The 26,007-nt window shown below is 34.6% G+C and carries 22 protein-coding genes and 4 tRNA genes; 24 read left to right on the top strand and 2 right to left on the bottom strand.

Features of this window, described 5'->3' with window-relative positions; all coding sequences use genetic code 11:
- Positions 1–4 precede the first annotated feature (4 nt).
- The 4 genes from NQQ59_RS20940 to NQQ59_RS20925 all read left to right on the top strand — a co-directional run bounded on the left by NQQ59_RS20940 (position 5) and on the right by NQQ59_RS20925 (position 3,566).
- Complete coding sequence (locus NQQ59_RS20940; protein WP_144215165.1) at positions 5–1,366, top strand: pyridoxal-phosphate dependent enzyme; 1,362 nt, start codon at positions 5–7, stop codon at positions 1,364–1,366.
- Between the two features lie 80 nt (positions 1,367–1,446).
- A complete protein-coding gene (locus NQQ59_RS20935; protein ID WP_144215164.1) occupies positions 1,447–1,929 on the top strand; it encodes a 3'-5' exonuclease in 483 nt (160 codons plus the stop codon).
- A gap of 77 nt (positions 1,930–2,006) precedes the next feature.
- Positions 2,007–3,278, top strand: coding sequence for a DUF2851 family protein (locus NQQ59_RS20930; protein WP_144215163.1), 1,272 nt, complete (start codon positions 2,007–2,009; stop codon positions 3,276–3,278).
- A 60-nt stretch (positions 3,279–3,338) separates the two neighbouring features.
- Positions 3,339–3,566: a PspC family transcriptional regulator gene (locus tag NQQ59_RS20925; protein ID WP_008466940.1), complete on the top strand. Its 228-nt coding sequence runs from the start codon at positions 3,339–3,341 to the stop codon at positions 3,564–3,566.
- 51 nt (positions 3,567–3,617) lie between these two features.
- Here the strand turns inward: NQQ59_RS20925 and NQQ59_RS20920 are convergent, their stop codons facing one another.
- Positions 3,618–5,084: an APC family permease gene (locus NQQ59_RS20920; RefSeq protein WP_144215162.1), complete on the bottom strand. Its 1,467-nt coding sequence runs from the start codon at positions 5,082–5,084 to the stop codon at positions 3,618–3,620.
- A gap of 250 nt (positions 5,085–5,334) precedes the next feature.
- On the opposite strand from NQQ59_RS20920, the gene NQQ59_RS20915 reads away from it, so the two are divergent.
- The 20 genes from NQQ59_RS20915 (at position 5,335) to NQQ59_RS20820 (ending at position 24,040) form a co-directional block, all read left to right on the top strand.
- Positions 5,335–6,234: a helix-hairpin-helix domain-containing protein gene (locus tag NQQ59_RS20915; RefSeq protein ID WP_257698428.1), complete on the top strand. Its 900-nt coding sequence runs from the start codon at positions 5,335–5,337 to the stop codon at positions 6,232–6,234.
- A 13-nt stretch (positions 6,235–6,247) separates the two neighbouring features.
- Complete coding sequence (locus tag NQQ59_RS20910) at positions 6,248–7,390, top strand: acyl-CoA dehydrogenase family protein (RefSeq protein ID WP_144215161.1); 1,143 nt, start codon at positions 6,248–6,250, stop codon at positions 7,388–7,390.
- A gap of 245 nt (positions 7,391–7,635) precedes the next feature.
- Positions 7,636–7,830: a 30S ribosomal protein S21 gene (gene rpsU, locus NQQ59_RS20905; RefSeq protein ID WP_026730435.1), complete on the top strand. Its 195-nt coding sequence runs from the start codon at positions 7,636–7,638 to the stop codon at positions 7,828–7,830.
- Positions 7,831–7,930: 100 nt separating this feature from the next.
- Positions 7,931–8,824: a tyrosine-type recombinase/integrase gene (locus NQQ59_RS20900; protein ID WP_144215160.1), complete on the top strand. Its 894-nt coding sequence runs from the start codon at positions 7,931–7,933 to the stop codon at positions 8,822–8,824.
- 33 nt (positions 8,825–8,857) lie between these two features.
- Positions 8,858–9,160: a ribosome hibernation-promoting factor, HPF/YfiA family gene (gene hpf, locus NQQ59_RS20895; protein WP_008466930.1), complete on the top strand. Its 303-nt coding sequence runs from the start codon at positions 8,858–8,860 to the stop codon at positions 9,158–9,160.
- Between the two features lie 90 nt (positions 9,161–9,250).
- Positions 9,251–9,324 (top strand) — tRNA-Thr (locus tag NQQ59_RS20890).
- Between the two features lie 60 nt (positions 9,325–9,384).
- Positions 9,385–9,465: transfer RNA gene (locus NQQ59_RS20885), tRNA-Tyr, on the top strand.
- A gap of 87 nt (positions 9,466–9,552) precedes the next feature.
- Positions 9,553–9,624 (top strand) — tRNA-Thr (locus NQQ59_RS20880).
- A 55-nt stretch (positions 9,625–9,679) separates the two neighbouring features.
- The gene (gene tuf / locus NQQ59_RS20875; RefSeq protein ID WP_115889623.1) at positions 9,680–10,867 is read left to right on the top strand and encodes an elongation factor Tu; all 1,188 of its coding nucleotides are present in this window, start codon (positions 9,680–9,682) and stop codon (positions 10,865–10,867) included.
- A gap of 57 nt (positions 10,868–10,924) precedes the next feature.
- Positions 10,925–10,995: transfer RNA gene (locus tag NQQ59_RS20870), tRNA-Trp, on the top strand.
- 18 nt (positions 10,996–11,013) lie between these two features.
- Positions 11,014–11,211, top strand: a complete 198-nt coding sequence (gene secE, locus NQQ59_RS20865) for a preprotein translocase subunit SecE (protein WP_008466927.1) — start codon at positions 11,014–11,016, stop codon at positions 11,209–11,211.
- 11 nt (positions 11,212–11,222) lie between these two features.
- Positions 11,223–11,774, top strand: a complete 552-nt coding sequence (gene nusG / locus NQQ59_RS20860) for a transcription termination/antitermination protein NusG (RefSeq protein WP_008466925.1) — start codon at positions 11,223–11,225, stop codon at positions 11,772–11,774.
- 67 nt (positions 11,775–11,841) lie between these two features.
- Positions 11,842–12,279: a 50S ribosomal protein L11 gene (gene rplK, locus NQQ59_RS20855; protein WP_008466923.1), complete on the top strand. Its 438-nt coding sequence runs from the start codon at positions 11,842–11,844 to the stop codon at positions 12,277–12,279.
- A gap of 13 nt (positions 12,280–12,292) precedes the next feature.
- The gene (rplA, locus tag NQQ59_RS20850) at positions 12,293–12,982 is read left to right on the top strand and encodes a 50S ribosomal protein L1 (protein WP_008466920.1); all 690 of its coding nucleotides are present in this window, start codon (positions 12,293–12,295) and stop codon (positions 12,980–12,982) included.
- A 22-nt stretch (positions 12,983–13,004) separates the two neighbouring features.
- Entirely contained in the window at positions 13,005–13,505 is a 501-nt protein-coding gene (gene rplJ / locus NQQ59_RS20845) for a 50S ribosomal protein L10 (protein ID WP_144215159.1), read from the top strand.
- An 89-nt stretch (positions 13,506–13,594) separates the two neighbouring features.
- Positions 13,595–13,966, top strand: coding sequence for a 50S ribosomal protein L7/L12 (gene rplL / locus NQQ59_RS20840; RefSeq protein WP_144215158.1), 372 nt, complete (start codon positions 13,595–13,597; stop codon positions 13,964–13,966).
- Positions 13,967–14,232: 266 nt separating this feature from the next.
- A complete protein-coding gene (gene rpoB / locus NQQ59_RS20835; RefSeq protein WP_144215157.1) occupies positions 14,233–18,045 on the top strand; it encodes a DNA-directed RNA polymerase subunit beta in 3,813 nt (1,270 codons plus the stop codon).
- A 282-nt stretch (positions 18,046–18,327) separates the two neighbouring features.
- Positions 18,328–22,635, top strand: a complete 4,308-nt coding sequence (gene rpoC, locus NQQ59_RS20830) for a DNA-directed RNA polymerase subunit beta' (RefSeq protein ID WP_144215156.1) — start codon at positions 18,328–18,330, stop codon at positions 22,633–22,635.
- A gap of 10 nt (positions 22,636–22,645) precedes the next feature.
- Positions 22,646–22,957, top strand: a complete 312-nt coding sequence (locus NQQ59_RS20825) for a DUF3467 domain-containing protein (RefSeq protein WP_012024017.1) — start codon at positions 22,646–22,648, stop codon at positions 22,955–22,957.
- 354 nt (positions 22,958–23,311) lie between these two features.
- On the top strand, positions 23,312–24,040 hold the full coding sequence (locus NQQ59_RS20820; RefSeq protein ID WP_144215155.1) for a hypothetical protein: 729 nt from the start codon (positions 23,312–23,314) through the stop codon (positions 24,038–24,040).
- Positions 24,041–24,110: 70 nt separating this feature from the next.
- Here NQQ59_RS20820 and NQQ59_RS20815 read toward each other — a convergent pair whose 3' ends face one another.
- Entirely contained in the window at positions 24,111–25,703 is a 1,593-nt protein-coding gene (locus NQQ59_RS20815) for a peptide chain release factor 3 (RefSeq protein ID WP_144215154.1), read from the bottom strand.
- Positions 25,704–26,007: the final 304 nt, after the last annotated feature.

Genomic DNA, 26,007 nt, shown 5'->3' with positions numbered 1-26,007 from the left:
TAAAATGGACTTTTCAAATAATATTTTAGAAACAATTGGTAACACACCATTGGTAAAGCTCAACAAAATTGTTGCTGAAATTGATGCGTTAGTATTGGCAAAAGTCGAAACTTTTAATCCAGGTAATTCTGTAAAAGACAGAATGGCTGTGAAAATGATTGAAGATGCAGAAGCCGACGGAAGATTAAAACCAGGAGGAACTATCATTGAAGGAACTTCTGGAAATACAGGAATGGGACTCGCTTTGGTTGCAATCGTAAAAGGATATAAATTGATTTGTGTGATTTCAGATAAGCAATCAAAAGAAAAAATGGATATTCTTCGTGCTGTTGGAGCAAAAGTAGTGGTTTGTCCAACAGATGTTGAACCTACAGATCCTCGTTCGTATTATTCAGTTTCAAAGCGTTTAGCCGAAGAAACACCAAATTCTTGGTATGTAAACCAATATGATAATATGTCTAACTCATTGGCACATTATGAACAAACAGGACCAGAAATCTGGAAACAGACAGAAGGTAAGATCACGCATTTTGTTGTAGGTGTTGGAACCGGAGGAACGATTTCTGGTGTGGGGAAATATTTAAAAGAAAAAAATCCAAATATTAAAATTTGGGGAATTGATACTTATGGTTCTGTTTTCAAGAAATACCACGAAACTGGAATTTTTGATGAGAACGAAATTTACTCTTATATTACTGAGGGAATTGGAGAAGATATCTTGCCTAAAAATGTTGATTTTTCTTTAATTGATGGTTTCACAAAAGTAACAGATAAAGATGCAGCAGTGTATACCAGAAAGATTGCACTTGAAGAAGCCATTTTTGTTGGGAATTCAGCTGGAGCTTGTATCAAAGGCTTATTGCAGTTAAAAGAACATTTTAAAGCCGATGATGTTGTGGTGGTTCTGTTTCATGATTCTGGAAGCCGTTATGTCGGAAAAATGTTTAACGATGACTGGATGCGTGAACGCGGATTTCTAGAAGAAAACGTAACAAAAGCAGAAGACGTTATTAAAGATCATATTGATAAAGAATTAATTGTTGTTCGTACAGAAGAATTGGTTTCGCATGCTATTGAACGTATGCGTAAATATAAAATTTCTCAAATTCCTGTTGTGGATATCAATGGTTTTGTAGGTTCTGTAGATGAAACAGATTTGTTTAGAAGTTACGTTGCAGATAAAAATGTAGCCGAAAAACCAATTAAAGAGGTAATGGGAAAACCTTTTCCTATTGTAAAATTAGGAACTCCAATTGAAGAAGTGTCAAAACTTTTCAGCAAAGAAAATGATGCCGTTTTAGTTGATTTAGGCAATGGAAATCATCACATTATTACAAAATATGATATTATTGGTTCTATAAAATAGACCATTGATAAAATAAATTAATCCATAAATATGATTGCTTTTGTAATCAGATTTATGGATTTCTCTTTTAAAAATATAAAATGAATTTTACAGCGATAGATTTTGAAACAGCTACGGGTTATCATCCTTGTTCTGTCGGAATTGTGACGGTCGAAAACGGAATAATTGTAGACGAATATGTATCATTGATTAAACCACCAAACAACGAATACAGTCCGTTTACAATTCGTGTTCACGGGATTTATCCAAAAGATACAGTCAATGCGAAATCTTTTTTTCAGATTTATCCGGAGATTGAAAAAAGATTGAAAAATCGTGTTGTAGTAGCACACAACGAAAGTTTTGACCGCAATGTTTTGATGAAATCAATGCTGTTGCATGGTTTGGTTTATGAAGATTTAAATATTGCATTAAAATGGGAATGCACTGTGAAAATTTATAAGGCTAAAGGTGTAAAACCAACAAAATTGAGTGATTGCTGTCGAGAAATGAAAATTCAGCTGAATCACCATGAAGCTTTATCTGATGCAAGAGCTTGTGCAAAATTATACATGCTCCGTTAAATAAATATAATTTGTAAGAATAGTTTTAAATTTTTATTAATTTTAGATTTTGTAAATCATTATAATGTCTAAAAAAAATGAAAGAAGACTTTCTTCATTATCTCTGGAAATTCAAGAAGTTTAATACTTTAAATTTAAAAACGGTTCAGGGAGAATTAATTACAATTTTGAAAACGGGTGATTATTTGGAACTTTCGGGCCCTGATTTTTTTAATGCTCATATTGAATTAGGGAATCAGAAATGGGCTGGAAATGTAGAAATTCATGTCAAATCATCTGATTGGTATCTACACAACCACGAAAATGATCCTGCATACAAGAATGTAATTCTGCATGTGGTTTGGGAAAACGATACGGCTATTTTTAGAGAAGACAATTCAGAAATTCCTGTTTTGGTTCTTAAAGATTATGTTGCTAAAGAAATGGTGTCCAATTATGCCGAATTGATTTCACCTAAAACATGGATTTCATGCGAGAAACAAATTAAAGACATCGATGATTTTGTTTTTAAAAGTTGGCAGGAAAGATTGTTTTTTGAGCGTTTAGAGCGTAAATCAAAGTTTGTTTATGAATTATTGGAAGAAACAAATCAAGATTGGGAAGCTGTTTTATTTTGCCTTTTAGCCAAGAATTTTGGTTTAAACACAAACGGAACTTCTTTTCTACAAATTGCCAAATCAATTCCGTTTTCGATTATCAGAAAAGAAAGTTTTGAACATGAAAACTTAGAAGCTTTATTCTTTGGAACAGCACGTTTATTAGAGACAGAAAAAGAAGATGTCTATTTTAAAGATTTAAAATTTAGATATTTTTATTTACTTAATAAATATCAGTTAGAGCGAACATTTGTTGAGCCAGTTCAGTTTTTTAAACTTCGTCCAGATAATTTTCCAACCATACGACTTTCTCAATTAGCAGGCTTGTATCAAAAAATACCCAACTTGTTTTCTAAGATTATAAAGCTAAAAACACTTAATGAAGTTCATGATTTATTGTATGTTTCGGCAAGCGCTTATTGGCAGAATCACTATCAGTTTGACAAAGAAAGTCCCAAGAAATCGAAGTTGCTGTCAAAATCATTTTTAGATTTAATCGTTATAAATACAATCATTCCAATTCAGTTTGCTTATTCTAGTAGTTTAGGAGAATCAATAGCTGAAGATTTGATTGATTTTATGAATGAAGTAGCTTCAGAGAAAAATGCGGTAATAGATAAGTTTAATTCATTTGGGATAAAATCTAAGACTGCATTTGAAAGTCAGTCCTTGTTAGAACTCAAAAACGAATATTGTAATCATAAAGCCTGTTTAAAATGTGCGGTAGGAGTGGAGCTACTCAAAAACAATTAGAAAATTTGGAAATAAGATTATGAGATAATTTGTATTTTTGTAAAATCTAAAAAAATCTAAATGTCAGCTATTTTAAAACTTAAGTTCTTTTTTGAAAAATATGGTTTTCATGTTTCTTCAAGACTAGCAGATAAACTGGGAATGCGTGTAACAAGTGTAAGGTTGTTTTTTATCTATATTTCGTTTGTTACTGCAGGTTTAGGTTTTGGAGTTTATCTGACGCTCGCTTTTTGGATTCGACTAAAGGATCTAATTCGCTCCAAAAGAACATCGGTATTTGATTTATAAAAAAAGGCTCCAAATTTAATTGGAGCCTTTTCTATTTTTGAAATAGTATTTTTATTCTTCAGTTCTGTTGTTAAGTCTTGATCTTTTCTTGCTGTATCCAAAGTAAACCACAATACCAATTAAAAGCCATCCAAACGATAACAATTGAGCGTCTAAACTTAAATTGAAAATTAAGTAAGAATTGATTGCGATTCCTAAAACAGCAATCACTGGTAAAGCAGGAACTTTAAAAGTTCTGTTTAACCCAGGTTGTTTTACTCTTAAAATCCACACAGCGATACAAACCATTGTAAAGGCAAACAAAGTACCAAAACTTGTCATATCGGCTAATTTATTGATTGGCGTAAATGCGGCAACGATTGCAATAATAGCGCCCAATATCATTAAGTTTGTTTTTGGAGTTCCAGAAATAGGATTTACTTTAGAGAAAACAGGCGGAATTAAACCGTCTTTAGACATCCCTAAGAAAATTCTAGATTGTCCCATGATCATTACCATCAATACAGAAATCAAACCAATAGTTGCAGCAACGGTAATAATAGATCCAGCCCAACTTTGTCCAGCAATATCAAATGCATAAGCAACAGGAGCTTTAATCGCTTCAGGATATTTTCCTAGTGGATTAAAATCTTTGTAATTCATCATTCCTGTTAATACTAAAGAAACAAGAATATATAGTGTAGTACAAGCTAATAAAGAAGCGATAATAGCAAAAGGAACATCTTTTTTAGGATTAATAGCTTCTCCGGCTTGTGTAGAAACAGCATCAAAACCTACATAAGCAAAGAAAATCGCAGCAGCTCCAGAAACAATTCCTCCAATTCCGTAAGCATTGTGAGTGGTTTCTTTTTCTACGATTTGAGCCGCATCAGGAATAAATGGGCTCCAGTTTGCTGTATTGATAAAGAAAAGACCAGCTATAATTACGAAGATTACTGCAGATACTTTAAGAATAACTATGGCGTTATTCGCTTTTGCAGCATCTTTTGTTCCTTTAATAAGTAGAGAAATAACTAAAATAACGATCAAGAAAGCTGGAAGATTCATTGAGAAACCTTCGCCAGTGTAACTTGCAGGATCTGTTGTAAGCCAATCAGGAAGTTGTATGTGAAATAGTTTAAGTAATTTATTAAAGTATCCAGACCAGGAAACGGCGACGGTCATAGATCCCATTGCATATTCCAAAATAAGTCCCCAGCCAATTATCCAAGCAAAAATTTCTCCAATCGTACCATAGGCATAAGCATAAGCAGATCCTTCAACAGGTAAAATGGAAGCAAATTCAGAATAGCAAAGAGCCGCAAAAACACAAGCAATACCTGCGATTATAAACGAAATTGCTAATGCTGGACCTGCATGATAATAAGCCCCAGTACCTGTAAGTACAAAAATTCCCCCACCGATAATGGCACCAACACCAATGGCAGTAAGACTCCATTTTCCTAGGACCCTCTTTAAATCACTTTTTTTCATATCGGCCTCAAAGGCTGATATAGGTTTAACTCTCCAAATTGACATACTATTTTATTGGTTTATTTGTTATTAAGTGCCAAATGTATTGTTTTTTGTAAAAAATAAAAACAATTATCATGTTTTAAGTTATAAAAAGTTTAATTTTTTTATAGGACTCTCAAGAAACTTTCGGGAAGTATTGATATTCATTAAATTAATTGACGTTTTGTAACAGATTCAATAATTTTTTAAAAACTACTTTTCTTACTAATTTTCTTGATAGATTTGAAAGTTTTTTCTTTCTTTATTATTGAAAATGTTTTTTGTTATGAATTTTAGATCTTTTAAAACGTATTTACACTTTACGAAATATCAACGAACAGGTATTTTTTTACTCTTTATTATTATAGTAGGATTACAGTTGTTTTATCTGTTTTCTGATTTTAATGTTTCAGAACAGGCAAATCCTGAAAAAGAACAATGGCTTTCTTTACAATCTGAAATTGATAATGAAAAAGCGGCAACAGAAAATAGAAAGCCAGTCGTTTTTTTGTTTAATCCTAATTTTATTTCAGATTATAAAGGATATAAGCTTGGAATGTCAGTTGAGGAAATAGATCGCTTGGTGGCATTTCGTAAAGAAAATAAATTTGTGAATTCTGCCGAAGAGTTTCAAAAGGTGACTGGTATTTCAGATTCTTTACTAAAGAAAATGGCTCCATTATTCAAATTTCCAAATTGGGTGCAACATAAAACAGAATTTAAATCGAATAAGCCTTATTTCGTAAAAAAAGAATTTCCTAAAAAAGAAAAACTTCCGGTACTAGATATCAATCAGGCAACCCAGGAAGATTTAATGAAGGTATATGGAATAGGCGAAGGCTTGTCGGTAAGAATATTAAAGCAAAAAGAAATTTTAGGCTGTTTTGTCTCAATGGAACAGATGAAAGATATCTGGGGACTCTCGCCTGAGGTTGTAAAGGAATTAAACAGCCATTTTAAAGTTATAATTCCTCCAACGTTAAAGAAAATAAACATAAACAATGCGTCTTTAAAGGAATTGGCTCAATTTTCATATTTCAGATATGGATTGGCAAAACAAATAGTCACTTATAGAAGTATGAACGGAAATTTTAATAATATTGAGGATTTAGCAAAAATTAAAGATTTTCCTGTTGAAAAAGCAAAAATAATTAGTTTATATTTGGAGTTCTAAAAGAAACCAACTGATGAACTTTGATTACAACGAAACACAATTAATGATTGCTCAGTCTATAAAAGACTTTGCAGAAAAAAATATTAGACCTTATATAATGGAATGGGATGAGTCGCAGATTTTTCCAATTCCGTTATTTAAAAAACTTGGAGAAATGGGGTTTATGGGAGTTTTGGTTCCCGAAGAATATGGAGGTTCAGGTTTGGGTTATCATGAATATGTTACTATAATTGAAGAAATCTCAAAAGTAGATCCTTCAATAGGATTATCAGTTGCGGCGCATAATTCGTTATGTACCAATCATATTTTGACTTTTGGAAATGAAGAACAAAAGAAAAAATGGTTGCCAAAATTAGCTACTGCTGAATATATTGGTGCCTGGGGTTTAACAGAGCACAATACGGGATCTGATGCGGGAGGAATGAATACAACTGCGGTAAAAGATGGAGATCACTGGATTGTAAATGGAGCGAAAAACTTTATAACACATGCAATCTCGGGAGATATTGCGGTTGTAGTAGTTCGTACTGGAGAAAAAGGAGATTCTAAAGGAATGACTGCTTTTGTTTTTGAAAAAGGAATGAAAGGCTTTTCGTCAGGAAAAAAAGAAAACAAGCTTGGAATGCGAGCCAGTGAAACTGCAGAATTGGTTTTTGATAATTGCCGTGTTCCCGATGCAAACAGACTGGGTGAAGTTGGGCAAGGTTTTGTTCAGGCAATGAAAATTCTTGATGGAGGAAGAATCTCTATTGGTGCTTTGTCTTTAGGAATTGCAAAAGGAGCATACGAGGCTGCATTGAAATATTCGAAAGAAAGACATCAGTTTGGTCAACCTATAAGTAATTTTCAAGGAATTTCTTTTAAACTTGCAGATATGGCTACAGAAATCGAAGCTTCAGAGTTATTGCTTCAAAAGGCTGCTTTTTTAAAACAACAACATAAAGAAGTTACAACAGCTGGTGCTATGGCAAAAATGTATACTTCAGAAGCTTGTGTTAAAATTGCTAATGATGCTGTCCAAATTCACGGAGGTTATGGTTATACCAAAGATTTCCCTGTAGAAAAGTTCTACCGAGATTCTAAACTTTGTACCATAGGAGAAGGCACAACTGAAATTCAAAAGGTTGTTATTTCTAGAAATCTATTAAAAGGATAATAATATTTTGGGCGTGCCCTTAAAAACAAAAGCCATTTAGCAGGTGCAGAGTGGCTTTTGTTTTTAAGGTCGGGCTTTTCACTGCAATCTTTTTGTTTTTAAAGAAAAAACAAAAAGGATTTCCGTTGCAATCCCTCACGCATACGGGTAAAAATGGAGTTTATGAAAAATAATTTAGAATAATAGCTTATAATTAATAATTAATTTTTACTTTTGCAGCCTTAACGAGAGGAGGTGTCTATATTATGTTAATTATACCAATTAAAGACGGAGAAAATATCGATAGAGCATTAAAGCGCTATAAAAGAAAATTTGATAAAACAGGAACTGTTCGTCAATTAAGAGCACGTACTGCTTTTATTAAGCCTTCTGTTATCAAAAGAGCTCAAATTCAAAAAGCTGCTTACATTCAAGGTTTGAAAGATAGCTTAGAAAGTTAATATTTAGCTTTTCAAAAATAATTACCGTTAGTGATCAAAATGTTTTAATTTTGATTCTAACGGTTTTTTTTGTGCTCGTAATATTCAGATTTTAATTTGTATGAAAACAAATAAGGAAAGTTTTAGGGATTATCTTTTGTTGGAGAGAAAATATTCTCCTTATACCGTGCAAGCTTATTTGAAAGATGTGGACGCTTTTGAAAGTTTTGTGAAAGAGGAGTTTGAGCAGGATAGTATTGATTTGGTTAATTATGGTCAGATTAGAAGTTGGATTGTTTGTTTGGTTGATCATAATGTTTCGAATGTTACGGTAAATAGGAAGATGGCTTCTTTAAAAGCTTTCTATAAGTTTCTTCTAAAGTCAAAGCAAATTGAAGTTAGTCCGATGTTGAAGCATAAATCTTTGAAAACGCCTAAAGTAGTTCAGGTTCCTTTTTCTGAAAAAGAGTTAAGTGATTTGTTGGCTGAAATGGATCTTCCGGTTGGTTTTGAAGAAATTCGGGATAAATTAATTGTGGAGATGTTTTATATGACTGGAATGCGTCGTGCAGAGTTGATTCATTTAATGATTAAGAATGTGGATCTTTCGTCTGGTGTTGTAAAGGTTTTGGGGAAAAGAAATAAAGAGCGTATCGTTCCAATTCTTCCAATTATAACTGATCAAATCGGGCTATATGTAAAAGAGCGGGATGACTTGGATGATATTGTTGATTCTGATTATTTTTTTCTTTCAAAAAAAGGATTAAAATTGAGTGAATCTTTTGTTTATCGTTTAATAAATTCATACTTTAGTAGGGTCTCGGAAAAGGTAAAAAAAAGTCCGCATGTGCTTCGGCATACTTTTGCAACTCACTTGTTGAATAACGGGGCAGATTTGAATTCAGTTAAAGAGTTACTAGGGCATTCTAGTTTGGCGTCTACACAAGTTTATACTCATAATAGTTTGGCGGAAATGAAAAAAGTATATAAGGGGGCGCATCCAAGGAATAAGTAATGACTCTAAAATGTTAATCTTAAAATTTTTATTATGAAGGTAGATGTTCATGCAGTTAATTTTACTGTCGACAGAAAATTGGTCGATTTTATCCAAGAGAGAATGGGTAAGCTGGAAAAATACTACGATCGAGTGGTTTCATCAGATGTTTTTTTAAAAGTTGAAAGAACAAGTGATAAGGAGAATAAGGTGGTGGAGATAAAGATTAATGTTCCCGGTGATGATTTTTTGGTAAAAAAACAGTGTAAAACTTTTGAAGAAGCGGTTGAGCTTTCGGCAGAATCGTTAGAACGTTTGCTTGTGAAAAGGAAAGAAAAAATAAGAGCACACATATAATTGAAATTTTTTTCAAAAAATGTTTTGATTAAAAGATAAAATAGCTACATTTGCAGTCCGTTAGAAATAGCGGACTTTTTTAATGTATTCGCCGATGTAGCTCAGCTGGCTAGAGCAGCTGATTTGTAATCAGCAGGTCGTGGGTTCGAGTCCCTCTATCGGCTCAAAATATTTCAAATGCGATTTGAAATTGGTTCTTTAAAATAATGGGATTTTAAAAATTAGGGGAGATACTCAAGCGGCCAACGAGGGCAGACTGTAAATCTGCTGTGTGAACTTCGCAGGTTCGAATCCTGCTCTCCCCACTAATAAGAAGTTGAGATTTTAGGTTGTAGGTTTTGGATTAATAAAATCTAAAATTTAAAATCTGAATTCTAAAATCAGAACTCTCTGCCGGTGTAGCTCAGGGGTAGAGTGCTTCCTTGGTAAGGAAGAGGTCTCGGGTTCAAATCCCGACATTGGCTCAAGTAAGTAGGAAATTGAAAATTAATATATAACTAAGATTAAAAATTAAGTAAAATGGCAAAGGAGAATTTTAATCGTTCCAAACCGCACTTAAACATAGGTACAATTGGACACGTAGATCACGGAAAAACTACATTAACTGCTGCAATTACTAAAGTATTGTCAGATGCTGGTTACTGTCAAGCAAAATCGTTTGATCAAATCGATAACGCTCCAGAGGAGAAAGAAAGAGGTATTACTATTAATACATCACACGTTGAGTATGAAACTGCTAACCGTCACTACGCTCACGTTGACTGTCCAGGTCACGCGGATTACGTTAAGAACATGGTTACTGGTGCTGCTCAAATGGACGGTGCTATCTTAGTGGTTGCTGCTACAGATGGTCCAATGCCACAAACTCGTGAGCACATCCTTTTAGGACGTCAGGTTGGTATTCCAAGAATCGTTGTTTTCATGAACAAAGTGGATATGGTTGATGATGCTGAGTTATTAGAGCTTGTTGAAATGGAAATTAGAGATTTATTATCTTTCTACGAATATGATGGAGATAATGGTCCTGTAGTTCAAGGTTCTGCTTTAGGAGGATTAAACAATGATCCAAACTGGGTACCTAAAATTATCGAATTAATGGAAGCTGTTGATGCTTGGATCGAAGAGCCAGTACGTGACGTTGCTAAACCATTCTTGATGCCAGTTGAGGACGTATTTACAATTACAGGTCGTGGAACTGTTGCTACAGGTCGTATCGAAACTGGAGTTGCTAACACTGGAGATCCTGTTGAAATCATTGGTATGGGAGCTGAAAAATTAACTTCTACTATTACAGGAGTTGAGATGTTCCGTAAAATCCTTGATAGAGGTGAAGCTGGAGATAACGTAGGTTTATTGTTAAGAGGTATTGATAAAGCTGATATCAAAAGAGGTATGGTTATTATTAAGCCAGGTTCAGTAAAACCACACGCTAAATTCAAAGCTGAGGTTTATATCTTGAAAAAAGAAGAAGGTGGACGTCACACTCCATTCCATAATAACTACCGTCCACAGTTCTACGTACGTACAACTGACGTAACTGGAGTTATTACTTTACCAGCAGGTGTAGAGATGGTAATGCCAGGTGATAACTTAACTATCGAGGTTGCTTTATTAAGCCCAATCGCTATGAACGTAGGTTTACGTTTCGCTATCCGTGAGGGTGGTAGAACAGTTGGTGCTGGTCAGGTTACTGAAATCGTAGAGTAATTCTATTAAAATAAATATAAAAAGCCAGTGGTTATTTTTTAATCACTGGCTTTAATTACGGGCGTAGTTCAAGGGTAGAATAGCGGTCTCCAAAACCGTTGATGGGGGTTCGAATCCCTCCGCCCGTGCAATAAAAAATATATCAAATGACAAAAGTTACTAATTATTTATCAGAGGCTTTCGAAGAGTTAAAGTCAAATGTTACTTGGCCAGCTTGGGCTGAAGTACAAAAATTAACAATTGTTGTGGCTGTATTTTCGATCTTATTCGCTTTGGCAACTTGGGGAGTAGACGAATTTTTTGCAAAAGCTTTGGCTGGATTTTTTAACTGGTTAAAAGGATAATTTTTTTTGTGATGGCAGATAATAATGTGAAAAAATGGTACGTAGTTAGAGCAGTAAGTGGTCAAGAGAATAAAGTGAAAGCTTATATCGAGACTGAGATTGCTAGATTAGGTATGGAGGATTATGTTTCTCAAGTTTTAGTTCCTACTGAAAAAGTAGTTACTGTAAAAGATGGGAAAAAATCATCTAAGGATAAAGTTTATTTTCCTGGATATGTTATGATCGAAGCTAACTTAGTTGGTGAGATTCCTCATATTATTAAGTCAATTACTAGTGTTATTGGATTTTTAGGAGAAACTAAAGGCGGAGAACCTGTTCCTTTAAGACTTTCTGAAGTAAACCGTATGTTAGGTAAGGTAGATGAATTAGCTGTAAATACAGATACTCGTTCTATTCCTTTTAGTGTTGGTGAAACGGTTAAGGTTATTGATGGTCCTTTCAATGGATTTAATGGGTCTGTTGAAAAAATCAATGAAGAGAAGCGTAAGCTTGAGGTAATGGTTAAGATTTTCGGAAGAAAGACTCCATTAGAATTAAGCTTTATGCAAGTAGAAAAAGTATAATTTTTTGTTACACTATAATAAACCATTGTAATCGCTTCCATTGATTACAGTGTTAAATTTTTTAAAAATGGCTAAAGAAATTAGTAAGGTAGTTAAACTACAAGTTAAGGGAGGTGCTGCGAACCCGTCGCCACCGGTTGGACCTGCTTTAGGAGCTGCTGGGGTTAACATCATGGAGTTCTGTAAGCAATTTAATGCTAGAACTCAGGATAAACCTGGCAAAATTTGTCCAGTGCAAATCACTGTGTACAAAGACAAATCATTTGATTTTGTTGTTAAGACTCCTCCAGCAGCAGTTCAGTTAATGGAAGCTGCAAAGCTAAAATCTGGTTCTGGTGAGCCTAATCGTAAAAAAGTAGCTAGCGTTACTTGGGAACAAATTAGAACTATTGCTGAAGACAAAATGCCAGACTTAAACGCTTTCACAATTGAGAAAGCTATGAGTATGGTTGCTGGAACAGCTAGATCTATGGGTATAACTGTATCAGGAGATGCTCCTTTTTAATTAAGAAAAAGAAATGGCAAAATTAACAAAAAAGCAAAAAGAGGCTGCTTCAAAAATTGAAAAGAACAAATTATACTCTTTAAAAGATGCTGCTGCATTAATTAAAGTTGTTGCTTCTGCAAAATTTGATGAGTCTGTTGATATCGCAGTTCGTTTGGGTGTTGATCCAAGAAAAGCGAATCAAATGGTTAGAGGTGTAGTTACTTTACCTCACGGAACAGGAAAAGACGTTAAAGTATTAGCATTGGTTACTCCAGATAAAGAAGCTGAAGCAAGAGAGGCTGGAGCAGATCACGTTGGTCTTGACGATTACTTACAAAAGATTAAAGACGGTTGGACAGATGTTGATGTGATCATTACTATGCCTGCTGTTATGGGTAAATTAGGTCCATTAGGTCGTATTTTAGGACCTAGAGGTTTAATGCCAAACCCTAAAACAGGTACAGTAACTATGGATGTTGCTAAAGCTGTTCAAGAAGTTAAAGCTGGTAAAATTGACTTTAAAGTTGATAAAACTGGTATCGTTCACGCTGGTATTGGTAAAGTTTCTTTTGGAGCTGAGCAAATCGTTGAGAACGCACACGAAATTATTCAAACATTAATAAAACTTAAACCAACTGCTGCTAAAGGTACATACATTAAAGGTATTCACCTTACAAGCACAATGAGTCCTGCTATCGCATTAGACCCAAAAGCAGTATAATTGGTAGTTAAAAATTTTTAGTATGACTAGAGAAGAAAAATCAATCGCGATTGAAAATTTAACTGCGCAGTTAGCTGGTACAAATATCATTTACATTTCTGATATTTCTGGTTTAAACGCAGAGACAACTTCAAGCTTACGTAGAGCTTGTTTCAAAGCAGGTATCAAATTAGAGGTTGTAAAAAACACTTTGCTTGCAAAAGCAATGGAAGCTTCTTCTAATGATTATGGTGACTTACCTACAGTTTTATCAGGTAACAGTGCTATATTTATTTCTGATGTTGCTAACGCACCTGGAAAAATTATTAAAGATTTCCGTAAGAAATCTGATAAACCAGTTTTAAAAGGAGCTTACATCAATTCTGAAGTATATATTGGAGATAACCAATTAGATGCATTAGCTACGATTAAATCTAAAGAAGAGCTTATTGGAGAAATCATTGGATTATTACAATCTCCAGCTCAAAGAATTATTTCTGCTTTACAAAACAAATTCGCTGGAAGCGAAGAAGGAGCAGAGTAATACATGCGAGGGAGCTTGCTTCCTTGCTGCTTAATTAGCGCACAATAAATAAATTATATTTTTACAAATCATTTTAAACGATAGAAAAAATGGCAGATTTGAAACAATTCGCAGAACAATTAGTTAACTTAACAGTTAAAGAAGTTAACGAATTAGCAACAATATTAAAAGACGAGTACGGAATCGAGCCTGCTGCTGCTGCTGTAGTAGTTGCTGCTGGTGGAGGAGATGGTGCTGCTGAAGAAGCACAAACTGAATTTACAGTTGTATTAAAAGAAGCTGGTGCTTCTAAATTAGCTGTTGTAAAATTAGTTAAAGAACTTACAGGTTTAGGTCTTAAAGAAGCTAAAGATGTAGTTGACGGTGCTCCAAGTAACGTTAAAGAAGGTGTTTCTAAAGAAGAGGCTGAAGGTCTTAAGAAAGCATTAGAAGAAGCTGGAGCTGTAGTTGAATTAAAATAATTCAACTAGGTTTTAAGAACTAGGTTTAGGCCCAGAGTTAACACTCAAAGGCCTAAACCATTTTTCGTATAATAAAATACATTAAATTTTATTATCAAATAGTTTAATATACGAAAGAGTTTTTGATCAATACGAAGAAAAAAAATAGAATTGATTTTATCGTTTTATTTTTAAAGATGTATTGATTTTAAAAAGAAAGTATAGACTACGCAGTGTGTTTTTACACAAAATAAATTACTTTTTTTTAATCAAAATTTTGTCCATTGATGATAACAAATCAGACTGAAAGATTGAATTTTGCCTCTACAAAAAACATTCCTGACTATCCGGATTTCTTGGATGTTCAGGTTAAATCTTTTAAAGATTTCTTCCAATTAGAAACGAAATCTGACGAAAGAGGCAACGAAGGGTTATACAACACCTTCATGGAAAACTTCCCAATTACAGATACGAGAAACAACTTCGTATTGGAATTCCTTGATTATTTTGTTGATCCACCACGTTATACAATTCAAGAATGTATAGAGAGAGGTCTTACTTATAGTGTGCCTTTAAAAGCTAGGTTAAAACTATACTGTACAGATCCGGAACACGAAGATTTTGAAACTATTGTACAAGATGTGTATCTTGGAACAATTCCTTACATGACTCCTAGTGGTACTTTTGTAATCAATGGTGCCGAGCGTGTTGTAGTATCTCAATTACACCGTTCTCCAGGGGTTTTCTTTGGACAATCATTCCACGCAAATGGAACTAAACTTTATTCTGCCAGAGTAATTCCTTTCAAAGGTTCTTGGATAGAATTTTCTACAGATATTAACAGCGTAATGTACGCGTATATCGATAGAAAGAAAAAATTACCTGTAACAACTTTATTCCGTGCTATCGGATTCGAAAGAGATAAAGATATCTTAGAGATTTTCGACTTAGCGGAAGAAATTAAAGTTTCTAAAACTGGTATTAAGAAATATATTGGAAGAAGACTTGCTGCACGTGTTTTGAACACATGGCACGAGGATTTCGTAGATGAGGATACTGGAGAGGTAGTTTCTATCGAACGTAACGAAATCATCCTTGATCGTGATACTATTATCGACAAAGATAATGTTGAAGAAATCATCGATTCTAACGTAAAATCTATTTTGTTACACAAAGAGGATAATAACCAAGCAGATTATGCTATTATCCACAACACGTTACAAAAAGATCCAACTAACTCTGAAAAAGAAGCTGTAGAGCACATTTACCGTCAGTTGCGTAACGCTGAACCGCCTGATGAGGAAACTGCTCGTGGTATTATAGATAAATTGTTCTTCTCTGACCAACGTTATAACTTAGGTGAAGTAGGTCGTTACAGAATGAACAAAAAGTTAGATTTAGATATCCCTATGGATAAGCAAGTGCTTACTAAAGAGGATATCATTACAATCGTTAAATATTTGATCGAATTGATCAACTCTAAAGCAGAGATTGATGATATCGATCACTTATCAAACCGTCGTGTTAGAACAGTTGGTGAACAATTGTCTCAACAATTCGGTGTTGGTTTAGCACGTATGGCTAGAACTATTCGTGAGAGAATGAACGTTAGAGATAACGAGGTGTTTACACCGATTGATTTGATCAATGCTAAAACATTATCATCAGTTATCAACTCTTTCTTTGGTACTAACCAGTTATCTCAATTTATGGATCAAACGAATCCATTAGCTGAGATTACACACAAAAGAAGACTTTCTGCACTTGGGCCAGGTGGACTTTCGAGAGAAAGAGCTGGTTTCGAGGTTCGTGACGTTCACTATACTCACTATGGTCGTTTATGTCCGATTGAAACTCCTGAGGGACCAAACATTGGTTTGATTTCATCTCTTGGTGTTTATGCAAAAGTAAACGGAATGGGATTCATCGAAACTCCATACCGTAAAGTAACTAATGGTGTAGTTGATTTAGAAAGTACGCCAATTTACTTAAGTGCTGAAGAAGAAGAAGGTAAAATGATTGCTCAGGCAAACATTGAAATGGATGAAACTGGTAAAATTACAGCTAGCAATGTTATTGCTCGTGAGGAGGGTGACTTCCCAGTTGTTGAACCAAATGTAGTTCATTATACAGACGTTGCTCCTAACCAGATCGCTTCGATTTCTGCATCTTTGATTCCTTTCTTGGAGCATGATGATGCGAACCGTGCGTTGATGGGATCAAACATGATGCGTCAGGCAGTTCCTTTGATCCGTCCTGAAGCACCTATTGTTGGTACAGGTTTAGAGCGTCAGGTAGCTTCGGATTCTAGAGTATTAATCAATGCTGAAGGGCATGGAACTGTAGAATACGTAGATGCTAACATCATTACTATCAAATACGATCGTACAGAAGACGAGAGAATGGTAAGTTTTGATGCTGATGAGAAAACGTACAACTTAATTAAATTTAGAAAAACCAATCAAGGTACAAGTATCAACTTGAAACCAATCGTAAGAAGAGGTGATAGAGTTGTTCCTGGTCAAGTATTGTCTGAAGGATATGCTACTCAAAATGGAGAATTAGCTTTAGGTAGAAACTTAAAAGTTGCGTTCATGCCATGGAAAGGGTACAACTTCGAGGATGCGATTGTAATTTCTGAGAAAGTAGTTCGTGATGATATTTTTACTTCTATCCACGTTGATGATTATTCATTAGAGGTTAGAGATACTAAGTTAGGAAATGAAGAGTTAACAAACGATATTCCTAACGTTTCTGAAGAAGCTACTAAAGATTTAGATGAAAACGGTATGATTAGAATTGGAGCAGAGGTTAAACCTGGCGACATTTTGATCGGAAAAATTACACCAAAAGGAGAATCAGATCCAACTCCAGAGGAGAAATTGCTTCGTGCAATCTTCGGGGATAAAGCTGGTGATGTAAAAGATGCTTCATTAAAAGCTTCTCCATCTTTACATGGTGTAGTTCTTGACAAAAAATTATTTGCAAGAGCCGTAAAAGATAAACGTAAACGTACTCAAGATAAAGACGCTTTAGGTGCTTTAGAAATGGAGTTTGAAACTAAATTTGTTGAATTAAAAGACAGATTGGTTGAAAAATTATTCTTGATCGTTAACGGAAAAACATCTCAAGGTGTAATGAATGATTTGGGTGAAGAAGTTTTACCAAAAGGTAAAAAATATACTCAAAAAATGCTTTACGCAGTAGAAGATTTCGCTCACTTAAGCAAAGGTCAATGGGTTGCTGATGATGCTACTAATAAAATGGTTAATGATTTGATTCATAACTATAAAATTAAGCTAAACGACTTACAAGGATCTTTAAGAAGAGAGAAATTCACTATTACAGTTGGAGATGAATTACCATCTGGAATCTTGAAATTAGCTAAGATTTATATTGCTAAGAAACGTAAGTTGAAAGTAGGGGATAAAATGGCAGGACGTCACGGTAACAAAGGTATTGTTGCTAGAATTGTTCGTCATGAAGATATGCCTTTCCTTGAAGACGGAACGCCAGTTGATATCGTGTTGAACCCACTTGGGGTACCTTCACGTATGAACATCGGTCAGATTTATGAGACTGTATTAGGTTGGGCTGGTATGAACTTGGGTAGAAAATTTGCTACTCCAATTTTTGACGGTGCTTCTCTAGACGAGATCAACGCTTTGACTGATGAGGCTAACGTACCACGTTTTGGACATACTTACCTATTTGATGGTGGAACTGGAGAGCGTTTTGCACAAAAAGCGACTGTGGGTGTAATTTACATGCTTAAATTAGGACACATGGTTGATGATAAGATGCACGCACGTTCTATCGGACCATACTCACTGATTACGCAACAACCACTTGGAGGTAAAGCTCAATTTGGAGGTCAGCGTTTTGGAGAGATGGAGGTTTGGGCACTTGAGGCTTATGGAGCTTCTAGTACACTACGTGAAATCTTAACTGTTAAGTCTGATGACGTTATTGGTAGAGCTAAAACTTACGAAGCTATCGTTAAGGGTGAAACTATGCCAGAACCAGGTTTACCAGAATCATTCAATGTATTAATGCACGAATTGAAAGGTCTAGGATTAGATCTTCGTTTGGAAGAATAATAAAAGTTTTCAGTTACAGTCTCAGTATTCAGTTTATAACTGAAAGCTGGGACTGAGACTGTTACTAAATGTTACAAGTTTTTAAAGATTTATACCCGTAACCCGTTCCGATTTTTTATAATAATGCAAGGCATTTTATAACTAGCGCTTCAAACAAGAGTTTGAAGTTTAGAGAAGTAACCCGAGGTAGTAGCTGAATGATTAACTCTTTAAATTTATTAAGGAGTAGATTATAAATCTAAATTCAATTTTTTAATTGCAAATAAATCAATAGTAAAAACTATGATGAATAACAGAAACAATAAAGATAAAAATCCAGTAAAAAGATTTAACAAAATTTCTATTGGATTGGCTTCACCAGAATCTATCTTGAAAGAATCAAGAGGAGAGGTTTTAAAGCCAGAAACAATTAACTATAGAACTCACAAACCAGAGCGTGACGGACTTTTCTGCGAAAGAATCTTCGGACCAGTAAAAGATTTCGAATGTGCTTGTGGTAAGTATAAAAGAATTCGTTACAAAGGTATCATCTGTGACCGTTGTGGTGTTGAAGTTACTGAGAAAAAAGTACGTCGTGATAGAGTAGGACACATCAACCTTGTTGTGCCAATCGCTCACATCTGGTACTTCCGTTCTCTTCCAAACAAAATTGGTTATATCCTTGGTCTTCCATCTAAGAAATTAGATATGATCATTTACTACGAAAGATACGTAGTAATCCAAGCTGGTATTGCTAAAAATGCAGATGGAGAATCATTACAAAGATTAGATTTCTTAACTGAAGAGGAGTACTTAAACATTTTAGATACTCTTCCACAAGAAAACCAATATTTAGATGATTTAGATCCTAATAAATTTGTTGCCAAAATGGGAGCAGAGTGTATTATGGATTTATTAGCTCGTATTGACCTAGATGCTTTATCTTATGAATTAAGACACAGCGCTAACAACGAGACTTCTAAACAAAGAAAAACTGAGGCTTTAAAAAGATTACAAGTTGTTGAGTCATTCCGTGAGTCTAACGAAAACCGCGAAAACCGTCCTGAGTGGATGATTATGAAAGTGGTTCCAGTTATTCCACCAGAATTACGTCCGCTTGTACCACTTGATGGAGGTCGTTTTGCAACTTCAGATTTGAACGATTTATATCGTCGTGTAATCATCCGTAACAACCGTTTGAAAAGATTAATGGAGATTAAAGCTCCAGAAGTTATCTTAAGAAACGAGAAACGTATGTTACAAGAATCTGTAGATTCATTATTCGATAACACACGTAAAGCTTCTGCTGTTAAAACAGAATCTAACAGACCATTAAAATCATTATCAGACTCTTTAAAAGGTAAACAAGGACGTTTCCGTCAAAACCTTTTAGGAAAACGTGTGGATTATTCTGCTCGTTCGGTAATTGTCGTTGGTCCGGAGTTGAAATTATATGAGTGTGGATTGCCAAAAGATATGGCATCTGAGTTATACAAACCATTCGTTATTCGTAAGTTGATCGAAAGAGGTATTGTAAAAACAGTAAAATCTGCTAAGAAAATCATTGACAAAAAAGAGCCTGTAGTTTGGGATATCCTTGAAAACGTAATTAAAGGACACCCAGTATTACTTAACCGTGCTCCTACTTTGCACAGACTTGGTATTCAGGCATTCCAACCAAAATTAATTGAAGGAAAAGCGATCCAGTTACACCCATTAGTATGTACGGCATTTAACGCCGATTTCGATGGTGACCAGATGGCGGTTCACTTACCATTAGGACCAGAGGCTATTTTAGAGGCACAATTATTAATGTTGGCTTCTCACAATATCTTGAACCCTGCAAATGGTGCTCCAATTACTGTACCTTCTCAGGACATGGTCTTGGGTCTATATTATATGACCAAAGAGCGTATTTCTACAGAAGATCACAAAATTATTGGTCAGGATTTGACTTTTTACTCTGCTGAAGAAGTAAACATTGCATTAAACGAAGGAAGATTAGAATTGAATGCTCGTGTGAAAATTAGAGCAAAAGATTTTAATGACGCTGGAGAATTAGTGTACCAAATTATTCAAACAACTGCAGGACGTGTATTATTTAACGAAGTAGTGCCTGAAGCGGCTGGATATATCAACGACGTATTGACTAAGAAAAACCTTAGAGATATTATCGGACACATTTTAAGTGTGACTGATGTACCTACAACGGCAGCTTTCTTGGATAATATGAAAGATATGGGTTATAAATTCGCATTTAGAGGAGGTTTATCATTCTCTTTAGGTGATATTAGAATTCCAGAACAAAAAACGAAGTTAATTGCAGATGCTAGAGAGCAAGTTGAAGGTATCTCAACTAACTATAACATGGGTCTTATCACAAATAACGAGCGTTACAACCAAGTTATTGACGTATGGACTTCAGCAAATGCTCAGTTAACAGAGTTAGCAATGAAAAATATTAGAGAAGACCAACAAGGTTTCAACTCTGTATATATGATGCTTGACTCTGGGGCGAGGGGTTCTAAGGAGCAGATTCGTCAGTTAACTGGTATGCGTGGTTTGATGGCTAAGCCTAAAAAATCTACTGCTGGTGGTGGTGAGATTATTGAAAACCCGATTCTTTCTAACTTTAAGGAAGGTCTTTCGATCCTTGAGTACTTCATTTCTACTCACGGTGCTCGTAAAGGTCTTGCGGATACGGCTCTTAAAACAGCCGATGCTGGTTACTTGACAAGAAGGCTTCATGACGTTTCTCAAGATGTTATTGTTAACATCGAAGATTGTGGAACTTTAAGAGGTGTTGAAGTTGCAGCATTGAAGAAAAATGAGGAAATCGTTGAATCTTTAGGAGAGAGAATTTTAGGACGTGTTGCATTACAAGACGTTATCAATCCTCTTACTAACGAAGTAATGGTTAAATCTGGAGAGCAAATCACGGAATCAATTATGAGAACTATCGAAGCTTCTCCAATTGAGAAAGTTGAAGTTAGATCTCCATTAACTTGTGAAGCTTTAAAAGGTATTTGTGCTAAATGTTACGGTAGAAACTTAGCTACTGGTAAGATGACACAAAGAGGTGAAGCTGTTGGAGTTATTGCAGCTCAGTCTATTGGAGAGCCAGGTACACAGTTAACACTTCGTACGTTCCACGTTGGAGGGGTTGCTGGAGGTATCTCTGAAGAGTCTAGTATTATTACAAGATTTGCAGGTAGACTTGAAATTGAAGATTTAAAAACAGTTAAAGGTGAAGACGGAGAAGGAAACTCTGTTGATATCGTAGTTTCTCGTTCAACTGAGTTGAAATTAGTTGACGAAAAAACTGGAATTGTTTTAAATACACATAACATTCCTTACGGTTCTAGTATTTTTGTTAATGACGGAGATACTGTTGCTAAAGGGACTGTAATCTGTAAATGGGATCCATATAACGGTGTAATTGTTTCTGAGTTTACTGGTAAGATTGCTTACGAAGATTTAGAGCAAGGACAATCGTTCATGGTTGAGATCGATGAGCAGACTGGTTTCCAAGAAAAAGTAATTTCTGAGGCTAGAAACAAAAAATTAATCCCAACTTTATTGGTTTACGGTAAAGAAGGTGAATTGATTCGTTCTTACAACTTGCCAGTAGGTGCACACTTAATGGTTGAAAATGGTGAGAAAATTAAAGCAGGTAAAGTATTAGTTAAGATTCCACGTCGTTCTTCTAAAGCGGGCGATATCACGGGAGGTCTTCCTAGAATTACTGAGTTGCTTGAGGCTCGTAACCCTTCAAACCCAGCTGTTGTATCTGAAATTGATGGTGTTGTATCTTTTGGAAAAATTAAGAGAGGTAACCGTGAGATCGTTATCGAGTCTAAATTTGGTGAGATTAAAAAGTATTTAGTTAAACTTTCTAGCCAAATCTTAGTACAGGAAAATGACTTCGTAAGAGCGGGAGTTCCATTGTCTGATGGTGCAATTACACCAGATGATATCTTAAGAATTCAAGGTCCAGCTGCTGTTCAACAGTACTTGGTAAATGAAATTCAAGAGGTTTACCGTTTACAAGGGGTAAAAATTAATGACAAGCACTTTGAAGTTGTAATTCGTCAAATGATGCGTAAAGTAAAAGTTGAAGATCCAGGAGATACTCTATTCTTAGAAGATCAATTGATCCATACTAAAGACTTTATCCTTCAAAATGATAAATTATACGGAATGAAAGTGGTGGAAGATGCTGGAGATTCATCAGTATTGAAAGCAGGTCAAATCATTACACCTCGTGAATTACGTGACGAAAATTCATTATTGAAACGTACAGATAAAAATCTTGTTGTAGCAAGAGATGTAATCACTGCAACTGCAACGCCAGTTTTACAAGGTATTACAAGAGCTTCGTTACAAACTAAATCATTCATTTCTGCGGCTTCATTCCAGGAGACAACGAAAGTACTTAACGAAGCTGCGGTAGCTGGTAAAGTAGATGATCTAGAAGGATTAAAAGAAAATGTAATTGTTGGACACAGAATTCCTGCAGGAACTGGTATGAGAGAGTACGATAACACTATCGTAGGATCTAAAGACGATTACAACGAAATGATGGCAAATAAAGAAGAATATATTTATTAATTAGGAAACTATGAGTAATCCGAAACAACAACAAGAGCAAATTAATATTGAGTTAGACGAAACTATTGCAGAAGGAATTTATTCTAATCTGGCAATTATTAATCACTCATCATCAGAGTTTGTTTTAGATTTTGTGAGCATTATGCCGGGTATTCCTAAAGCCAAGGTAAAGTCAAGAATTGTCTTGACACCACAACATGCTAAAAGATTATTAAGAGCTATAGGTGAAAATATCCATAGATTTGAAGCAGCTCATGGCGAAATCAAAGAAACGGAACAAGCACCAATTCCGCTTAATTTTGGTCCTGCGGGACAAGCATAATTTCTAAAGCCCCATTTTAAATGGGGCTTTTTTTATTTTAAAGATTAGTTGAAAATGCATTTCATCTGATTTTTGTTTACTTTAATCGACAAAATTTCGTTCCACTCCTGTATTAAATTAGATTTGCAAACCTATGAAAGATTAATTTTTGAAATATAATGACTTAGTAAGGTTGATTTAATTCAAATTAAAAGAAAGCGCTAATTAAATATTTGCGCTTTTTTTACGTTTTATAATCAAGCTATTAAAGCTCTTGTTTTAAATTTTTAATTTGTTTCCCAACCTTTTCGAAGAAAAAGTACTCTATGTAAGTATAAATCATCTTGAAAGATTTTAACTTAAACGAAGTACAGTATGAAAAAGAAATTCACCTTAGAAATAGCAAGCCCATGTTCTGAAAATTTTGACAAAATGATTCCGAACTCAAATGGTTCATTTTGTAATTCCTGTATGAAAAATGTAATTGATTTAAGCAAAAAGACCAATTTGGAAGTGGCAAGATTCATTGCAGAAAATAAAGACAAGAATATTTGTGCGAGATTGAAAACGACGCAACTTGAGGAAGAATTTCAATATAATGAAGTGTCTAAAATCAGCAACTTAAAATACGCTGCAGTTGCGGCATCTGTTTTATTAGTGTCAAATCTTTCAGCACAAGAAAAAGAGACTGTTAAAACTGAAATAGGTTGTTCTGAGCCTGTTTATACAGTAGGTAAAGTAGCGTATAATCATAATATAAAGAAGGAAATTTCGATAATTTTCAAAGGGAAATTATTGGAGGCAAAAACAGATAAGCCATTTGATAGAAAAGAATATTCTAATTTGACGCTTACTGTTGATGGTTCTCAAAAAGCTGTAAAAGTAAATCCTAAAACAGGTGAATTTGTTATAGAAACAAAAGTTCTAAAAAACAGTAAAACACTAATGATTACAATAACTGCGAATGATTATTATCTTTCAAAAGCAGTAAATGTTGACTTGAAATCAGTTAAAAATAATGTTCTATCTCAAAATATAATTATTGGGGCAGATGAACTTGCTAGAGTTTATATTGCTGGTGGATTAGGAATTAATTACAGATAATGAAGAAAAAGAAAAAGGCTGTCTAAAATAGTATAGACAGCCTTTTTATATGTTTTCAATAAAGAAAGTTTTAATCAAATTCAGATGTAAAGAATAATTTTACACTTGGATATTTACTTTGCGTCATTTGAATTGTAAAATCTGAATCGGCTAAAAATACCAATTGACCATATTTATCGTGAGCCAAGAACTTCTGTTTAATACGTTTAAATTCTTTGAATTCTTCGTTTTTAGCATCGTCTGGTTTTACCCAGCATGCTTTATGTACAGGGAAGTTTTCATAAGTACATTTTGCGCCGTATTCGTGCTCCAAACGATATTGAATTACCTCATACTGTAGCGCACCAACCGTTCCGATAACTTTACGATTGTTCATTTCTAAAGTAAACAACTGAGCAACTCCTTCATCCATTAACTGATCAACTCCTTTTTCTAGCTGTTTAGCTTTCATCGGGTCAGCATTGTTGATGTATCTGAAATGCTCCGGAGAGAAACTTGGAATTCCTTTAAAGCTCATGATTTCGCCTTCTGTTAAAGTATCTCCAATTTTAAAGTTTCCTGTATCGTGTAGTCCAACAATATCACCAGGATAAGAAATATCAACGATTTCTTTTTTCTCAGCGAAAAAGGCGTTCGGACTTGAGAATTTTAAATTTTTCTTCTGGCGAACGTGGTAGTACGGTTTATTTCTTTCAAAAGTTCCCGAAACGATTTTGATAAACGCTAAACGGTCGCGATGTTTTGGATCCATGTTTGCGTGGATTTTGAAAACAAATCCAGACATTTTTTCTTCTGTAGGCTCAACTGTACGAGTTTCAGAATCTTTTGCTCTTGGTGACGGAGCGATTGTAATGAAACAATCTAACAATTCGCGAACTCCAAAATTATTCAAAGCAGAACCAAAGAATACAGGTTGGATTTTTCCGTCCAAATAATCTTGACGCTCAAATTTTGGATATACTTCATCAATTAATTCTAATTCTTCACGAAGTTTATTCGCTGCTTTTTCGCCCACAATTTTATCTAATTCTGGATTGTTCTGTACATCCGAAAAAGCAATTGTTTCTTCAATATTTTTACGGCTGTCTCCGCTAAAAAGGTTGATGTTTTCTTCCCATAAATTGTAAATTCCTTGGAAATCATAACCCATTCCGATCGGGAAACTCAAAGGAGTCACTTTCAAACCTAATTTTTGCTCCACTTCATCCATCAAATCGAAAGCATCTTTACCTTCACGGTCTAACTTGTTGATGAAAACAATCATCGGAATGTTACGCATTCTACAAACAGAAACCAATTTTTCCGTTTGTTCCTCAACCCCTTTTGCAACGTCAATCACAACGATTACGCTATCAACAGCGGTTAAAGTTCTAAAAGTATCTTCAGCAAAATCCTTGTGTCCAGGAGTATCAAGGATGTTGATTTTTTTATCTTTATAATTAAAAGCAAGTACAGAAGTCGAAACCGAGATACCTCTTTGGCGTTCGATTTCCATAAAGTCACTCGTTGCTCCTTTTTTAATTTTGTTATTTTTTACAGCACCTGCTTCCTGAATAGCCCCTCCAAATAACAGCAATTTTTCTGTTAATGTAGTTTTACCAGCATCGGGGTGCGAGATAATTCCAAATGTTCTTCTGCGTTGTATTTCTTTTAAAAAGCTCATATTTCGTATAAATAGGTTGCAAAAGTACTATTAAATACGGCTTTATAAAAATATTCAGTTCTTAAATTTGGAAGTCTTTAAGTATTATTGATTTTTTTGAAAAAATAGAAGTGTATACAAGAGGTGATAATAGTTTTCAGAGTATTTTTGATCAACATTCTTGAGAGCGATCTTCATATCCTATAATTTTTTGTTAATAGTATATCAGATAGTTGTATTATGTAATTGAATTGTTATTTTTGTTCGTTATAAGTTATAAAAGAACTATATTGATTATTTATGTTTGAAGGCATAAATAATGGTG

It is taken from the genome of Flavobacterium panacis, assembly GCF_024649945.1.
Classification (GTDB): domain Bacteria; phylum Bacteroidota; class Bacteroidia; order Flavobacteriales; family Flavobacteriaceae; genus Flavobacterium; species Flavobacterium panacis.
The sequence above is the reverse complement of the archived record's forward strand: the minus strand, read 5'-3'. Positions and strand labels throughout refer to the sequence as shown.

Bases quoted from the DNA above. Each gene is read 5' to 3' on its own strand.
- NQQ59_RS20940 (WP_144215165.1), top strand. From the start codon at position 5: ATGGACTTTTCAAATAATATTTTAGAAACAATTGGTAACACACCATTG.
- NQQ59_RS20935 (WP_144215164.1), top strand. From the start codon at position 1,447: ATGAATTTTACAGCGATAGATTTTGAAACAGCTACGGGTTATCATCCT.
- NQQ59_RS20930 (WP_144215163.1), top strand. From the start codon at position 2,007: ATGAAAGAAGACTTTCTTCATTATCTCTGGAAATTCAAGAAGTTTAAT.
- NQQ59_RS20925 (WP_008466940.1), top strand. From the start codon at position 3,339: ATGTCAGCTATTTTAAAACTTAAGTTCTTTTTTGAAAAATATGGTTTT.
- NQQ59_RS20920 (WP_144215162.1), bottom strand. From the start codon at position 5,084: ATGTCAATTTGGAGAGTTAAACCTATATCAGCCTTTGAGGCCGATATG.
- NQQ59_RS20915 (WP_257698428.1), top strand. From the start codon at position 5,335: ATGTTTTTTGTTATGAATTTTAGATCTTTTAAAACGTATTTACACTTT.
- NQQ59_RS20910 (WP_144215161.1), top strand. From the start codon at position 6,248: ATGAACTTTGATTACAACGAAACACAATTAATGATTGCTCAGTCTATA.
- rpsU (WP_026730435.1), top strand. From the start codon at position 7,636: ATGTTAATTATACCAATTAAAGACGGAGAAAATATCGATAGAGCATTA.
- NQQ59_RS20900 (WP_144215160.1), top strand. From the start codon at position 7,931: ATGAAAACAAATAAGGAAAGTTTTAGGGATTATCTTTTGTTGGAGAGA.
- hpf (WP_008466930.1), top strand. From the start codon at position 8,858: ATGAAGGTAGATGTTCATGCAGTTAATTTTACTGTCGACAGAAAATTG.
- tuf (WP_115889623.1), top strand. From the start codon at position 9,680: ATGGCAAAGGAGAATTTTAATCGTTCCAAACCGCACTTAAACATAGGT.
- secE (WP_008466927.1), top strand. From the start codon at position 11,014: ATGACAAAAGTTACTAATTATTTATCAGAGGCTTTCGAAGAGTTAAAG.
- nusG (WP_008466925.1), top strand. From the start codon at position 11,223: ATGGCAGATAATAATGTGAAAAAATGGTACGTAGTTAGAGCAGTAAGT.
- rplK (WP_008466923.1), top strand. From the start codon at position 11,842: ATGGCTAAAGAAATTAGTAAGGTAGTTAAACTACAAGTTAAGGGAGGT.
- rplA (WP_008466920.1), top strand. From the start codon at position 12,293: ATGGCAAAATTAACAAAAAAGCAAAAAGAGGCTGCTTCAAAAATTGAA.
- rplJ (WP_144215159.1), top strand. From the start codon at position 13,005: ATGACTAGAGAAGAAAAATCAATCGCGATTGAAAATTTAACTGCGCAG.
- rplL (WP_144215158.1), top strand. From the start codon at position 13,595: ATGGCAGATTTGAAACAATTCGCAGAACAATTAGTTAACTTAACAGTT.
- rpoB (WP_144215157.1), top strand. From the start codon at position 14,233: ATGATAACAAATCAGACTGAAAGATTGAATTTTGCCTCTACAAAAAAC.
- rpoC (WP_144215156.1), top strand. From the start codon at position 18,328: ATGATGAATAACAGAAACAATAAAGATAAAAATCCAGTAAAAAGATTT.
- NQQ59_RS20825 (WP_012024017.1), top strand. From the start codon at position 22,646: ATGAGTAATCCGAAACAACAACAAGAGCAAATTAATATTGAGTTAGAC.
- NQQ59_RS20820 (WP_144215155.1), top strand. From the start codon at position 23,312: ATGAAAAAGAAATTCACCTTAGAAATAGCAAGCCCATGTTCTGAAAAT.
- NQQ59_RS20815 (WP_144215154.1), bottom strand. From the start codon at position 25,703: ATGAGCTTTTTAAAAGAAATACAACGCAGAAGAACATTTGGAATTATC.